Here is a 14,057-nt window from a genome sequence, read left to right as displayed (position 1 = left end):
CGTGACGACGAGATGGTTTTTTTTATACTTAAAATTGTGTACACTGTACGTAGGAGGTAATAAAATGCAAAAAATTATGCTAATTGAAGATGATATTTCGATATTTAATTTATTAAAAGAAAAGTTTCTTCTTTGGTCATTTGAAGTAATTGGGCCTAATGACTTTCAGCAAGTACTTCCTACATTTATAGAACAGAAACCACAGTTAGTAATTATAGATATACAGCTTCCGGCTTATGATGGCTTTCATTGGTGCCGAGAGATTCGGGTGCATTCAAAGGTGCCTATTATCTTTCTTTCGTCGAGAGATCATCCAATGGACATGATTATGGCGATGCAAATGGGGGCAGATGACTTCGTTCAAAAACCTTTTAATATGGAAGTCTTATTAGCGAAAGTTCAGGCACTCCTTCGTAGAACGTATGACTATACTGAAGAACAGTCAGATATTGTACAGTGGAACGGTGCTATTATAGATTACTCTAGAAGTAATATCTCCAAGGGAGATAAAGAGGTTGAACTTACTAAAAATGAGTTATTTATACTTAAAATTTTATACCAATTCGTAGATAAAATAGTTTCTAGAGATGATCTCATGAGAAAGTTATGGGATGATGAGAAATTTGTGAATGACAATACACTTTCTGTAAACGTTAATAGACTGCGGTTAAAATTGGAGCAAATTGGGTTAGAAGAAGTTATAATAACCAAAAAAGGATTGGGATATATGGCGGTAACAAAGGGTGAGCTATGAAGCTGTTTCTCTTATATATAAAAGAACGTACTCCATGGATTTTATTTTTTGTTTTTTTTCAGCTATGGATTAATATACTACTGACAATAGACGTTTCCTTTACAAATACCTCTTTATTGTATATGAATAGTATAAATTTATTTTTGTTTTTAATGTTCTTTTTGTGGAGATTTTATCAAGAAACAAGATTTATAAATAGTATTGTTAGTATAAGTGAGAAAGACTCTACATTTGATCAGGTTATTGCAAGATTACCAAAGGGACAATCCCTTTTCGATAAAATAATCATGGATGAGCTTCAAGAGCTTATTCTATTAGGGAAACAGGAGTTAAATGATTCTAAAACAGTTTTACTTGAAGAAAAGGACCAAGCACTTTCCTGGATACATGAGATGAAAACCCCACTAACTAGTATGAAACTTATGTTAGATAACGTGCAAGATTCAATGCTTAAAAAAAAATTAGAGGTAGAATGGCTCAGGTTACACATGCTTTTAGATCAACAGCTTTATAAAACACGCCTTCCTTTTATAGAAAAAGATAATGTGATAGAAGAAGTAAATCTAAAAAGTGTTATTTTCCAGGAAATAAAAGAATTAAAGCCTTGGTGTATGCAGCGTAATATAGGTTTTGAAACCAAAGATTTAGATGAAGATACCCTAACTGATCAAAAGTGGCTTTCATTTATAATACGGCAGATAATATCGAATGCAGTTAAATATAGTAAAGAAGGGCAAGAAATACAGATCTATACTAAAAAGGATGAGTTGGGTCACTTGATTCTTTCCATTCAAGATGAAGGTGTTGGGATATCTCAAGCGGACATGCCTAGAATTTTTGATAAAACTTTTACGGGTAGGGTGGGAAGAGAAAGTACTGCTTCCACTGGAATGGGACTATACCTAGCAAAGAATTCTGCCGAAAATCTAGGAATTACAATAAGTGTAGTTTCTGAGGTTGGTATTGGGTCTACCTTTTCATTACATTTCCCCTTACAAAATAAGATGCAACAAATACTAGGTAGGTGACAATAATGTCATCTACTTTCTTTGTTTGTCACCTTAAACAAACGATTTTCTATTAAATAGTGGGTAAAATGAGAGTAATAAAAGGTAGGAGGTAGACCATGATTATTTTACGAGGTCGAAAAATTAAAAAGGTGTTTGGAAAAAAGACAAATACTCAGGAAGTATTGAAGGATATTGATATAGAAGTACGAGAAGGGGAATTTGTTGGAATTATGGGACCTTCGGGCTCGGGTAAAACAACTCTTTTAAATGTGTTAGCATCTATTGATAAAGTTACAGAAGGTATGATAGAGATAAACAATTTTAATCTGCAAAAAATGAAGGAACAAAAACTTGCCCAGTTCCGCAGAGAACAACTTGGTTTTGTCTTCCAAGATTATAACTTGCTGGACACATTGACTGTCAAAGAAAATATATATCTCCCTTTATCAGTAGGAAAAGTTCCTAAAACTGTGGCAGAGAAGAAGATAAAGGATATCACAACTCTTTTAGGAATTGAGGATATATTGAACAAATATCCTAATGAGATATCTGGAGGACAAAAACAAAGAACGTCGGCTGCAAGAGCTCTTGTGGGTAATCCGTCTATCGTATTTGCTGATGAACCAACGGGGGCATTGGATTCTAAATCGGCTACTGCATTACTAAGTAACTTAGAAAAAATTAATAAAGAGAAAAAAGTGACAATTATGATGGTTACGCATGATCCTGTGGCTGCTAGTTTTTGCTCACGAGTACTATTTTTAAAAGACGGGCAAATATATTCGGAGCTCTATAAAGGTGAAAAGGATCGGAAGCAATTCTATCGTGAAATTATGAATACACAAAGTGTATTAAGTGGTGATGGCTATGACGCTTAATCAGTTAGTTCTAAGAAGTATGAGGAAAAATGCAAAAAATTATTATTTATATGTCTTCGCTTTAATATTTAGCGTTACATTGTATTATTCCTTTGTAACGTTACAGTATAATCCAGCAATAACTAAGGAAATTGGTAATGGTATGACTGCAACAATTTTAAAAGCGGCTTCTTATCTACTCCTATTCATTGTCATTTTCTTTGTTCTTTATGCTAATAAGTTATTTATGAATCGACGGAGCAAGGAAATCGGCTTATATCAGCTAGTAGGAATGCCAAAGGGGCTAGTGACCAGATTAATAGCAATTGAGAATATTATACTTTGGTTAGGTGCAATTATCCTCGGAGTATTTATGGGGTTTATTACATCGAGAATATTTGTAATGATTCTTTTGAAAATAATAGAAAAGGATGCGTTTGTAGAACTTTCTTTTTCTATAGAAGCTCTTCTAAGGACTGTAATTGTATTTCTATTATTACTAATGGTAGTGATTTTGCAAACAGCTATGAGGATAAGGAGAGTGTCACTCTTAAGCCTTATCACTACAACAGTAGTTGCAGACGAAAAGGTTAAAAAATTCAACGCTTTTCAAATGATCTTAGGGTTTATAGGGCTTGTTTTTATAGGATACGGCTACTATTTATCCACTACTCTATTAGATTTATTAGATGATCCAACACTGACGCCAGATAAGATGTTGATTCAACTGCTTTTAATACTAACCTTAACGATTGGTGGAACATATTTTGTGTTTCGTTTCTCGGTAGCGCTTATTCTTAATATGGTAAGGAAAAGTAAAAAAGGTTTAATGTCTGTTGCAGATGTTTTATCTTTGTCTACTATTATGCATCGCATGAAGTCCAGTGCAATGTCTCTTACGACTATTACGATTTTATCTGCTACAACACTTGGAATACTCACATTAGCTTATATCTCTTACTACTCTGCAGATGCGATGGCGCAGGATTCAGTGTCTTATGATTATGTAATGTACGAGGATACTGGTTTTGACTTAATAGATGAGTTTGACAAAGAAGGGATTCAATATACTAGACATGACCTAGATTTACTGGCGGTTCAAGCTGATGTCCGTCCACTTCTTTTGAAAGAATTTGCGCTAAAAAAAGATGTATCCACGCTACTGACAGTGCAAGTTGTAAGTCAGAAAGATATACAAAACAAGTTACCTAATCTTCAATTAAAGGAAGATGAGGGTTATATAGTAGGCTATGATAGTTTGAGTGCGGAGAATATAAGACTGGAATCAGAAAAACCAATTCAGTTTATCACTTCTACTGGAACGGATGAAATATTTATTACTGAGGTTACAGAAGAATCCTTGGTACCAAATTATCATAACTATAATTTTATTACGGTTATAGTATCTGATTTCTATTTCCAAAAATTACTTCATGATCCTCTAAATGAAAATCAAAAGATAGTAGGTATGGAGTTGAAGGAAGAGGATCAACTAAAAAAAGCGGAGGAAGTATTTGAAGAGAACAAAGTATCAGTAGAAATCCCTTACCCTAGTGGACTAGCAACAAAAACAGTTAGTGTAGAATCTCAAGAAATTTATCGTTTAGATATATTAAACTCATTTGGGCTGACAATTTTTATATCAGGATTCTTAGGTCTAGCATTTTTGATTGCGACTGGGAGTATATTATACTTTAAACAAATGTCCGAGGCTGATGAAGAAAAGGGCGCCTATACGATTTTGCGTAAGATGGGATTTACTACTAATGAAATTATGAAGGGGATTCGTCGGAAGCAGCTGTTTAACTTCGGCTTTCCGTTATTAATCGGTCTCTCACACAGTTATTTCGCAGTTAAAGCTGGATGGGTTTTCTTTGGTACGGAACTAGTAGCTCCCTTACTGATTACGATGAGTATATATATTATACTTTACTCAATATTTGCTATTCTATCTGCTGGCTATTATAGAAAAGTTGTAGAAAATGCATTTTAATAAAAAACCTGAGTCCATTTCTTTTGGATTTCAGGTTTTTTATAAATAGTACGAGGATAGACTATTGACATTTGAGTTGTAAAATTATAAACTTCTACGTATTAGTAATCTAGTGTGTGAAAGTGAGAGTGTTTTATATGAATGCTGTTTTAATTGCAGTAATAGTAATGTTAGTATTGAGTTTACTTCGTATCAATGTAGTGTTCTCATTAATTATAGGTGCTCTTGTAGGTGGGCTCACAGCAGGTCTATCCGTTGCAGAAACGATTGATGCATTTACGGGTGGGTTAGGTGCTGGAGCGACCATAGCGCTTAGTTATGCACTGTTAGGAGGCTTTGCAATTGCTATCTCTAAAACTGGTATTCCGGAGTTATTAGTGTTGGCAATTTTAAAGGTAGTGAAAACTAAGGGAGATTCAGATAAAACAGGATTTGTGAAAGCTTTAGTCTTTTTATTGCTATTGATGATGGCTGTGTTCTCTCAGAATTTGATCCCGATTCATATTGCTTTTATTCCATTGTTAGTACCACCTATCTTAAAAGTGTTGAACATGTTACAAGTAGACCGAAGATTGATTGCTTGTATTTTGGCGTTTGGTTTAATTACTCCATATATGTTTCTCCCGTACGGATTTGGTGCAATTTATCAAGAAATCGTTGCTACACAGATGGGCCTCTCCGGCCTAGAGATAGCATTAAATGATATTCCCAAGGCGATGGCTATTCCGGCTCTTGGAATGGTATTTGGGTTAGTAATGGCATTTGTATTATTTCGCAAACCTAGAAACTATAAACAAGAAGCAGTAAAAGTAAGCGAATTAAAAGTACAGGTGAAAAAAAGTAGCATTATCTTTACGGTGATTTCATTAATAGCAGCGTTAGTTGTTCAAGTAGCAACAAACTCTATGATTGCGGGAGCTCTTGCAGGTATTGTAGTCCTTTACGTCAGTGGTGCGTTAAAAAGGAAAGAGGCAGATGAACTTCTCACAGAAGGAATGCGTATGATGGCATTCGTTGGTTTCGTGATGATTACAGCCAATGGATTTGCGGCGGTCATTAATGCTACTGGGCATGTAGAAAGTCTAGTGGAAGCATCCTCAGGGCTATTAGGGGGTAATATTAGTGCAGCGGTGTTACTAATGTTGATCATAGGTTTGGTAGTGACGATGGGAATAGGTTCATCATTTGCAACTATACCTATTATCGCTGCTATCTTTGTACCGCTTGCAATGGAGCTTGGGTTAAGCCCAGTAGCGACAATCGCATTAATAGGTACTGCAGGTGCTTTAGGTGACGCAGGTTCACCTGCTTCCGACTCAACGCTTGGACCAACTGCAGGATTGAACGTTGATGGACAGCATAATCATATTTGGGATACATGTGTGCCAACATTTCTTTGTTATAATATTCCACTCGTTCTTTTCGGATGGATAGCGGTAGTGTTTGTTCTATAGTAATAAATAGAAGGAAGGGTATCTCTATTAAAGGGATATCCTTTTTAATTGAAATTGTTTTAGAGAAACAGTTGCAAATTGTAATAAAAGGAACTACGTATTCTAAAAATAACATTACTCATATCAGTTGCTATTTCAATCTAAATTTTATATACTAGACAACGGCTTAGAAAAACATAAGTATTATAGAAAAAGTAATGCGGTTATAACATTAAAAAGAATTTCGTAAAAACACTTGCGAAATCTTTTTTTATTGTATATAATGTTGAATGTTGGTCTTTGACTGCGATGAAGCGAGAGGTTACCGACACACCCGGCCGCTTTGCCATGGCGAGTGTACGGAAAATTTTCGTGGAGAATGTCTAGAAAATAGGCGAAAAGGAGGGAAAGTAATGGCAAAACAAAAAATTCGTATCCGTTTAAAAGCGTATGATCACAGAATTCTTGATCAATCTGCTGAGAAAATTGTGGAAACTGCTAAACGTTCAGGTGCAAGTGTATCGGGTCCGATTCCACTTCCGACTGAAAGATCTGTTTATACGATTCTTCGTGCTGTTCATAAGTATAAAGATTCTCGTGAGCAATTCGAAATGCGTACGCATAAACGTCTTATCGATATCGTTAACCCAACACCACAAACTGTTGATGCGTTAATGAAGCTTGATTTACCATCTGGCGTTGATATTGAAATCAAACTTTAATGGTAAAAAATAAAAAACACAAATTATTATAGGAGGTGTGACGAATGACCAAAGGAATCTTAGGTAGAAAAATCGGTATGACGCAAGTATTTGCTGAGAACGGTGACTTAATCCCTGTAACTGTTATTGAAGCTACTCCAAACGTAGTACTTCAAAAGAAAACAGCTGAAACAGACGGTTACGAAGCTATTCAGTTAGGTTTTGAAGACAAGCGCGAAAAGCTTTCTAATAAACCTGCGAAAGGGCACGTAGCTAAAGCAAGCACTGCTCCTAAGCGCTTCATCCGCGAATTCCGCGGCTTGGATACAGCTAATTACGAAGTTGGTCAAGAAGTCAAGGTAGAAAGTTTTACAGAAGGCGATGTAATTGATGTAACAGGTGTTACTAAAGGTAAAGGTTTCCAAGGTGTTATTAAACGCCACGGACAATCTCGTGGACCAATGGCCCATGGATCTCGTTACCACCGTCGTCCAGGTTCAATGGGGCCAGTTGCTCCGAACCGTGTATTCAAACAAAAGAAATTACCTGGTCAAATGGGTGGACATACAGTAACAATCCAAAACTTAGAAATCGTAAGAGTGGATGCTGAACGTAATCTACTATTAGTAAAAGGTAATGTTCCTGGTTCTCGTAAATCATTAGTAGTTGTAAAAGCTGCTATTAAATCGAAATAATTCTCTTAAGGAAGGAGGAAACAGGAATGGCAAAAGTATCATTATTCAATCAAGCAGGCTCTTCAGTTGGTGAAATCGAATTAAACGATAAAGTTTTCGGTATTGAACCAAATGAATCTGTTTTATTTGAAGCTATCATTTCTCAACGCGCTTCACTTCGTCAAGGTAATCACAAAGTGAAAAACCGTTCTGAAGTTGCTGGTGGTGGACGTAAACCATGGAAACAAAAAGGAACTGGACGTGCTCGTCAAGGTTCTATCCGCTCTCCACAATGGCGTGGTGGTGGTGTTGTTTTCGGACCGACTCCACGTAGTTACAGCTTTAAATTACCTAAAAAAGTACGTCGTTTAGCTCTTCTTTCAGCTCTTTCAACAAAAGCTCGTGAAGAAAGCATTGTAGTACTTGAAGGTTTAGCATTTGATGCACCAAAAACAAAAGAATTCGTGAAAGTGTTATCTAACCTTTCAATCGATAAAAAAGCGTTATTCGTAACTGCTGATTTAGATGAAACAGTAGCATTAGCTGCTCGTAACATCCCTGGAATCACAGTTGTGTCTGCAACAGGCATTAACGTTTTAGATTTAATCGGTCATAACAAACTTGTAATGACTAAAGCAGCAGTAGAAAAAGTAGAGGAGGTGCTTGGATAATGGAAGCACGTGATATTATTAAACGTCCGGTCATTACTGAGCGTTCTTCTGAAGTAATGGCAGATAAAAAGTACACTTTTGAAGTGGACACTCGCGCCAACAAAACTCAAGTTAAATACGCTGTTGAAGAAATCTTTGGAGTAGATGTTGAAAAAGTAAACATCATGAACTACAAAGGGAAATATAAACGCGTAGGTAAATTTGGTGGGTATACAAACAAACGTCGTAAAGCGATTGTTACGTTAACTCTAGAAAGCAAAGAAATCGAGTTATTCGAAATCTAATCCTTGTAAAAAGGAATTAATACTCAAGAAGGAGGGAATAACATGGCGATTAGAAAGTATAAACCAACGACAAACGGACGTCGTAACATGACTTCATTAGATTACGCTGAAATCACAACTGACAAGCCAGAGAAATCTCTACTTGCTCCTGTGAAACGTAAAGGCGGCCGTAACAATCAAGGTAAAATTACTGTTCGTCATCATGGTGGTGGACACAAACGTCAATACCGTATCATTGATTTCAAACGAAACAAAGATGGTATACCAGGACGCGTTGCTACTATTGAATATGATCCAAACCGATCTGCGAATATCGCATTAATTAATTATGCGGATGGGGAAAAACGTTACATCCTAGCTCCTAAAGGCTTAGAAGTGGGCATGACAATCGTGTCAGGACCAGAAGCTGATATTAAAGCTGGAAACGCTCTTCCATTACAAAACATCCCAATGGGTACTACTATCCATAACATCGAAATGAAACCTGGTAAAGGTGGTCAGTTAGTTCGTTCTGCTGGTACATCTGCTCAATTACTTGGTAAAGAAGGTAAGTACGTAATCGTACGTTTACAATCTGGTGAAGTTCGTTTAATCCTAGGTGTTTGCCGCGCTACAATCGGTGAAGTAGGAAACGAACAACATGAACTTGTGAACATTGGTAAAGCTGGTCGTAATCGTTGGTTAGGCAAACGCCCAACTGTACGTGGATCGGTAATGAACCCTAACGATCACCCACACGGTGGTGGTGAAGGTAAAACTCCAATCGGTCGTAAGTCACCTATGTCTCCATGGGGTAAACCAACTCTTGGATACAAAACTCGTAACAAGAAAAACAAATCCGACAAACTTATCATTCGTCGTCGTAAAAAATAAAGTGGTTTTACTACGGTTCACAGATAGAACCGTGGTGTCATCACGGAGGGAGGTTTCAGCATGGGTCGTAGCTTGAAAAAAGGACCTTTCGCAGACGATCATTTATTGAAAAAGGTCGATGCACAAAAGGACTCTGAGAAAAAACAAGTGATTAAGACTTGGTCTCGCCGTTCAACAATTTTCCCTACTTTTATCGGATTAACTATCGCAGTATATGACGGACGTAAACATGTTCCTGTATACGTGACTGAGGATATGGTAGGTCATAAACTAGGCGAGTTTGCACCAACACGCGCTTATAAAAGTCATGGTGCAGATGATAAGAAAACAAGACGCTAATTTGAGAGGAGGTCATTCAAATGTCACAAGCAAAAGCTATTGCTAAAACAGTGCGCATTGCCCCTCGTAAGGTAAGATTAGTCGTTGATTTAATCAGAGGTAAGCAAGTCGGTGAAGCAGTTGCGATTTTACAACTTACTCCAAAAGCAGCATCACCTGTTGTTGAGAAAGTATTGAAATCTGCTATTGCAAACGCTGAGCACAATTATGATTTAGATGTTAATAACCTAGTTGTTTCTGAAGTCTTCGTTGATGAAGGTCCAACATTAAAACGTTTCCGCCCACGTGCAATGGGACGTGCAAGTGCTATTAACAAACGTACTAGCCACATTACAATCGTGGTATCAGAGAAGAAGGAGGGATAATTCGTGGGTCAAAAAGTACATCCTATAGGATTACGAGTAGGCATCATTCGTGACTGGGAGTCAAAATGGTACGCTGGTAAAGACTATGCAACTCTACTACACGAAGACTTGAAAATCCGTAAGTACATCGAAACTCGTTTAAAAGAAGCTTCTGTTTCTACTGTAGAAATCGAACGCGCTGCAAAACGTGTTAACGTTACAATTCACACTGCTAAACCAGGTATGGTAATCGGTAAAGGTGGTACTGAAGTGGAAGCACTTCGTAAGCACTTGAACGATTTAACTGGTAAACGTGTACACATAAATATTGTTGAAATAAAAAGAGCTGACTTAGATGCTAAATTAGTAGCTGAAAGTATTGCACGCCAATTAGAAGGCCGCGTATCTTTCCGTCGTGCTCAAAAACAAGCAATTCAACGCACAATGCGTTCTGGCGCTAAAGGTATTAAAACTCAAGTATCTGGACGCTTAGGCGGCGCTGACATTGCGCGTGCTGAACATTACAGCGAAGGAACTGTACCACTTCATACATTACGTGCTGACATCGATTATGCACATGCTGAGGCTGACACAACTTATGGTAAGCTAGGCGTTAAAGTATGGATCTATCGTGGTGAAGTCCTTCCAGTTAAGAAGAACTCTGAGGAAGGAGGCAAATAATATGTTAATGCCTAAACGCGTTAAATATCGTCGTGAACACCGTGGGAAAATGCGTGGTGAAGCAAAAGGCGGCAAAGAAATAGCATTCGGTGAATTCGGTTTACAAGCAACTGAAGCAAGCTGGATCACAAGTCGTCAAATTGAGTCAGCTCGTATTGCAATGACACGTTACATGAAACGTGGCGGTAAAGTATGGATTAAAATATTCCCTCATAAACCATATACGAAAAAGCCTCTTGAGGTACGTATGGGTTCAGGTAAAGGTGCTCCTGAAGGATGGGTAGCAGTTGTAAAACCTGGGAAAATAATGTTTGAAATAGCTGGCGTTTCTGAAGAAGTTGCTCGTGAAGCATTACGTTTAGCATCACATAAGCTTCCGATTAAATGTAAAATAATCAAACGTCAAGAAATTGGTGGTGAATCTAATGAAAGCTAATGACATCCGTGAACTTACTACTGCAGAAATAGAACAAAAGGTAAAATCACTGAAAGAAGAGCTTTTCAACCTTCGCTTCCAATTGGCGACTGGTCAATTAGAAAACACAGCTCGTATTCGCGAAGTTCGTAAAGCTATCGCGCGTATGAAAACTGTGGTACGTGAAAGAGAAATCAGTGCAAACAACTGATAAAGGAGGTTTTCTGGCATGACTGAGCGTAATCAACGCAAAGTATACACTGGCCGTGTTGTATCAGATAAAATGGATAAAACAATTTCTGTTTTAATTGAAACTCATAAAAAACACAAGTTATACGGTAAACGTGTTAAATATTCTAAGAAATTTAAAGCTCATGATGAGCAAAACGAAGCCCAAATCGGAGATATCGTCCGTATCATGGAAACTCGTCCGCTATCAGCTACTAAACGCTTCCGCCTATTGGAAGTTGTAGAAAAAGCGGTTATTATCTAATAATAAGTTCGGAACTAATAAATTCCGAAGGGAGGTTACCTAAGTGATCCAACAAGAAACTCGTATGAAAGTTGCAGACAACTCAGGTGCACGTGAAGTTTTAACTATTAAAGTACTTGGTGGTACTGGACGTAAAACTGCTAATATCGGCGATATCGTCGTATGTACAGTTAAGAAAGCAACACCAGGTGGCGTTGTCAAGAAGGGTGACGTCGTTAAAGCTGTAATCGTTCGCACTAAGAGCGGCGTACGCCGTAAAGACGGAACATATATCAAATTTGATGAAAATGCTTGCGTTATTATCAAAGACGATAAAGGACCGCGTGGAACTCGTATTTTCGGACCAGTTGCTCGTGAATTACGCGACAGCAACTTCATGAAAATCGTATCTTTAGCTCCAGAAGTTCTTTAATTTACATGAAAGTGCCAATCAAGGAGGTGCGACAGAATGCATGTTAAAAAAGGCGACAAAGTAATGGTAATCTCAGGTAAAGACAAAGGTAAAACAGGTGTTGTTCTTACTGCTTTTCCTAAGAAAGACCGTGTGTTAGTTGAAGGTGTAAACATCATCAAAAAACATATGAAGCCAAACCAAGCTAATCCGCAAGGAGGAATTGTAAGCCACGAGGCTGCAATCCACGTATCGAATGTTATGTTAATCGACCCAAAAACTGGCGAGCCGACTCGCGTAGGTTCTAAAGTGGAAGATGGCAAGAAAGTTCGTGTTGCGAAAAAATCCGGTGAAATTATTAAATAAGTAAAGAGAAGGGAGGTACACACATGAACCGCCTAAAAGAAAAGTATCTTAAGGAAGTTTCTCCTGCTCTAATGAGCAAGTTTGAATATAACTCAGTAATGCAAGTACCTAAAGTTGATAAAATCGTTATCAATATGGGTGTTGGTGATGCTGTTTCTAATACAAAAGCTCTAGATGCTGCTGTAGAAGAATTACAAATCATTTCAGGTCAAAAACCTGTAGTTACGAAAGCTAAAAAATCGATCGCTGGTTTCCGTCTTCGTGAAGGTATGCCAATCGGTGCAAAAGTCACTCTACGTGGAGAACGTATGTATGACTTCTTGGATAAATTGATCGCTATTTCACTTCCACGTGTACGTGACTTCCGCGGTGTTTCTAAAAAAGCATTCGACGGTCGCGGTAACTACACTCTTGGAGTTAAAGAGCAATTAATCTTCCCTGAAATCGATTATGATAAAGTATCGAAAGTACGCGGTATGGACATCGTGATTGTAACAACTGCGAACTCTGACGAAGAAGCTCGTGAGTTATTAACACAATTCGGTATGCCATTCCAAAAGTAAAATAAGGGAGGCGAAAACGTGGCTAAAAAATCAATGGTCGTAAAACAACAACGTACGCCAAAGTTCAAAGTGCAAGAATACACACGCTGTGAGCGTTGTGGACGTCCACACTCTGTATATCGTAAATTCAAGCTTTGCCGTATTTGTTTCCGTGAACTTGCATACAAGGGACAAATTCCTGGCGTTAAAAAAGCAAGCTGGTAATCCCCTATAACTGGGAAGGAGGTAAATGTAATGACAATGTCAGATCCAATTGCAGATATGCTTACACGCATTCGTAATGCTAACATGGTTCGTCACGAGAAATTAGAAGTTCCTGCTTCAAACCTGAAAAAGGAAATCGCGGAGATTTTAAAACGCGAAGGTTTCATCCGTGATGTTGAATATGTAGAAGATAGCAAACAAGGTATTATCCGCATCTTCTTAAAATATGGTCAAAATGATGAGCGCGTTATCACTGGTTTGAAACGTATTTCAAAACCTGGTCTTCGCGTTTACGCTAAAACAAACGAAGTACCTAAAGTATTGAACGGTTTAGGAATTGCTTTAGTTTCTACTTCAAATGGTTTATTAACAGATAAAGAAGCTCGCGCTAAACAAGTTGGCGGAGAAATCGTAGCTTACGTTTGGTAATAATCAACAAACGAATGGAGGTGCAACAAAATGTCTCGAGTAGGTAAAAAACCAATAGAGGTTCCTGCAGAAGTTACTGTTACAGTTAACGCTGATAATACAGTAGTTGTAAAAGGACCAAAAGGTGAATTAACAAAATCTTTTAACCAAGATATTAAGATTGAGCAAGAAGGTACAGTAATAACATTAGTGCGTCCTTCAGATTCAAAAGAACACCGTACGATTCATGGAACAACTCGCGCTTTGCTAGCTAACATGATCACGGGTGTATCTGCTGGATTCGAACGTGGACTTGATTTAGTTGGGGTAGGTTACCGTGCACAATTACAAGGAACTAAACTTGTACTAAATGTAGGGTACTCACATCCAGTTGAGTTCACTCCTGAAGATGGACTAGTAGTTGAAGTTCCTTCTAATACAAAAGTTATCGTTCGCGGTATTGATAAAGAACGCGTTGGTGCTTTAGCATCTAACATTCGTCAAGTTCGTCCACCAGAGCCTTATAAAGGTAAAGGTATTCGTTATGAAGGCGAAGTTGTACGCCGCAAAGAAGGTAAAACAGGTAAATAATGCATTTCGCAT

Annotated in this window: 22 protein-coding genes; all 22 read left to right on the top strand. The window is 37.7% G+C overall.

Annotated features, from left to right (window positions below; genetic code table 11):
- Positions 1 to 64 precede the first annotated feature (64 nt).
- Positions 65 to 754, top strand: a complete 690-nt coding sequence (locus MKY60_RS20145) for a response regulator transcription factor (protein ID WP_093495443.1) — start codon at positions 65 to 67, stop codon at positions 752 to 754.
- Entirely contained in the window at positions 751 to 1,782 is a 1,032-nt protein-coding gene (locus tag MKY60_RS20140; protein WP_340931001.1) for a sensor histidine kinase, read from the top strand. The genes MKY60_RS20145 and MKY60_RS20140 overlap by 4 nt, the downstream gene beginning before the upstream one ends.
- 98 nt (positions 1,783 to 1,880) lie before the next feature.
- The gene (locus MKY60_RS20135; RefSeq protein WP_093495441.1) at positions 1,881 to 2,642 is read left to right on the top strand and encodes an ABC transporter ATP-binding protein; all 762 of its coding nucleotides are present in this window, start codon (positions 1,881 to 1,883) and stop codon (positions 2,640 to 2,642) included.
- Positions 2,632 to 4,614 carry an FtsX-like permease family protein gene (locus tag MKY60_RS20130; protein ID WP_269915782.1) on the top strand — a complete coding sequence of 661 codons (1,983 nt, stop codon included), beginning with the start codon at positions 2,632 to 2,634 and terminating at the stop codon, positions 4,612 to 4,614. The genes MKY60_RS20135 and MKY60_RS20130 overlap by 11 nt, the downstream gene beginning before the upstream one ends.
- Positions 4,615 to 4,751: 137 nt before the next feature.
- Positions 4,752 to 6,068: a Na+/H+ antiporter family protein gene (locus MKY60_RS20125; protein ID WP_340931000.1), complete on the top strand. Its 1,317-nt coding sequence runs from the start codon at positions 4,752 to 4,754 to the stop codon at positions 6,066 to 6,068.
- Between the two features lie 392 nt (positions 6,069 to 6,460).
- Complete coding sequence (gene rpsJ, locus MKY60_RS20120; RefSeq protein ID WP_042478628.1) at positions 6,461 to 6,769, top strand: 30S ribosomal protein S10; 309 nt, start codon at positions 6,461 to 6,463, stop codon at positions 6,767 to 6,769.
- Between the two features lie 44 nt (positions 6,770 to 6,813).
- The gene (gene rplC, locus MKY60_RS20115) at positions 6,814 to 7,443 is read left to right on the top strand and encodes a 50S ribosomal protein L3 (RefSeq protein WP_090567814.1); all 630 of its coding nucleotides are present in this window, start codon (positions 6,814 to 6,816) and stop codon (positions 7,441 to 7,443) included.
- 26 nt (positions 7,444 to 7,469) lie between these two features.
- A complete protein-coding gene (gene rplD / locus MKY60_RS20110) occupies positions 7,470 to 8,093 on the top strand; it encodes a 50S ribosomal protein L4 (protein ID WP_090567817.1) in 624 nt (207 codons plus the stop codon).
- Complete coding sequence (gene rplW / locus MKY60_RS20105; RefSeq protein ID WP_090567820.1) at positions 8,093 to 8,377, top strand: 50S ribosomal protein L23; 285 nt, start codon at positions 8,093 to 8,095, stop codon at positions 8,375 to 8,377. The genes rplD and rplW overlap by 1 nt, the downstream gene beginning before the upstream one ends.
- A 42-nt stretch (positions 8,378 to 8,419) precedes the next feature.
- Positions 8,420 to 9,250 (top strand): 50S ribosomal protein L2, encoded by an 831-nt coding sequence (gene rplB, locus MKY60_RS20100; RefSeq protein ID WP_090567824.1) that lies wholly within the window; start codon positions 8,420 to 8,422, stop codon positions 9,248 to 9,250.
- A gap of 60 nt (positions 9,251 to 9,310) precedes the next feature.
- The gene (rpsS, locus tag MKY60_RS20095; RefSeq protein WP_090567829.1) at positions 9,311 to 9,589 is read left to right on the top strand and encodes a 30S ribosomal protein S19; all 279 of its coding nucleotides are present in this window, start codon (positions 9,311 to 9,313) and stop codon (positions 9,587 to 9,589) included.
- Positions 9,590 to 9,609: 20 nt separating this feature from the next.
- Positions 9,610 to 9,954: a 50S ribosomal protein L22 gene (gene rplV / locus MKY60_RS20090; RefSeq protein WP_090567832.1), complete on the top strand. Its 345-nt coding sequence runs from the start codon at positions 9,610 to 9,612 to the stop codon at positions 9,952 to 9,954.
- Positions 9,955 to 9,957: 3 nt separating this feature from the next.
- Positions 9,958 to 10,614, top strand: coding sequence for a 30S ribosomal protein S3 (rpsC, locus tag MKY60_RS20085; protein ID WP_090567835.1), 657 nt, complete (start codon positions 9,958 to 9,960; stop codon positions 10,612 to 10,614).
- A gap of 1 nt (position 10,615) precedes the next feature.
- Entirely contained in the window at positions 10,616 to 11,050 is a 435-nt protein-coding gene (rplP, locus tag MKY60_RS20080) for a 50S ribosomal protein L16 (protein WP_090567838.1), read from the top strand.
- Positions 11,040 to 11,240 carry a 50S ribosomal protein L29 gene (rpmC, locus tag MKY60_RS20075; RefSeq protein WP_090567840.1) on the top strand — a complete coding sequence of 67 codons (201 nt, stop codon included), beginning with the start codon at positions 11,040 to 11,042 and terminating at the stop codon, positions 11,238 to 11,240. The genes rplP and rpmC overlap by 11 nt, the downstream gene beginning before the upstream one ends.
- Positions 11,241 to 11,258: 18 nt before the next feature.
- A complete protein-coding gene (gene rpsQ / locus MKY60_RS20070) occupies positions 11,259 to 11,522 on the top strand; it encodes a 30S ribosomal protein S17 (protein WP_090567844.1) in 264 nt (87 codons plus the stop codon).
- A 43-nt stretch (positions 11,523 to 11,565) separates the two neighbouring features.
- Positions 11,566 to 11,934 carry a 50S ribosomal protein L14 gene (gene rplN, locus MKY60_RS20065; protein ID WP_053591327.1) on the top strand — a complete coding sequence of 123 codons (369 nt, stop codon included), beginning with the start codon at positions 11,566 to 11,568 and terminating at the stop codon, positions 11,932 to 11,934.
- 36 nt (positions 11,935 to 11,970) lie between these two features.
- On the top strand, positions 11,971 to 12,279 hold the full coding sequence (gene rplX, locus MKY60_RS20060) for a 50S ribosomal protein L24 (RefSeq protein WP_090567845.1): 309 nt from the start codon (positions 11,971 to 11,973) through the stop codon (positions 12,277 to 12,279).
- A 23-nt stretch (positions 12,280 to 12,302) separates the two neighbouring features.
- Positions 12,303 to 12,842: a 50S ribosomal protein L5 gene (gene rplE, locus MKY60_RS20055; protein ID WP_090567848.1), complete on the top strand. Its 540-nt coding sequence runs from the start codon at positions 12,303 to 12,305 to the stop codon at positions 12,840 to 12,842.
- A gap of 18 nt (positions 12,843 to 12,860) precedes the next feature.
- Positions 12,861 to 13,046 (top strand): 30S ribosomal protein S14, encoded by a 186-nt coding sequence (rpsN, locus tag MKY60_RS20050; protein WP_090567851.1) that lies wholly within the window; start codon positions 12,861 to 12,863, stop codon positions 13,044 to 13,046.
- 30 nt (positions 13,047 to 13,076) lie between these two features.
- On the top strand, positions 13,077 to 13,475 hold the full coding sequence (rpsH, locus tag MKY60_RS20045) for a 30S ribosomal protein S8 (protein ID WP_090567854.1): 399 nt from the start codon (positions 13,077 to 13,079) through the stop codon (positions 13,473 to 13,475).
- A 30-nt stretch (positions 13,476 to 13,505) separates the two neighbouring features.
- A complete protein-coding gene (gene rplF, locus MKY60_RS20040; RefSeq protein WP_090567856.1) occupies positions 13,506 to 14,045 on the top strand; it encodes a 50S ribosomal protein L6 in 540 nt (179 codons plus the stop codon).
- The last annotated feature ends 12 nt before the right edge of the window (positions 14,046 to 14,057 follow it).

This window comes from Psychrobacillus sp. FSL K6-1415 (assembly GCF_038003185.1).
GTDB classification, from domain to species: Bacteria; Bacillota; Bacilli; order Bacillales_A; family Planococcaceae; genus Psychrobacillus; species Psychrobacillus psychrodurans.
This window is presented reverse-complemented; position numbering and strand designations above follow the sequence as displayed.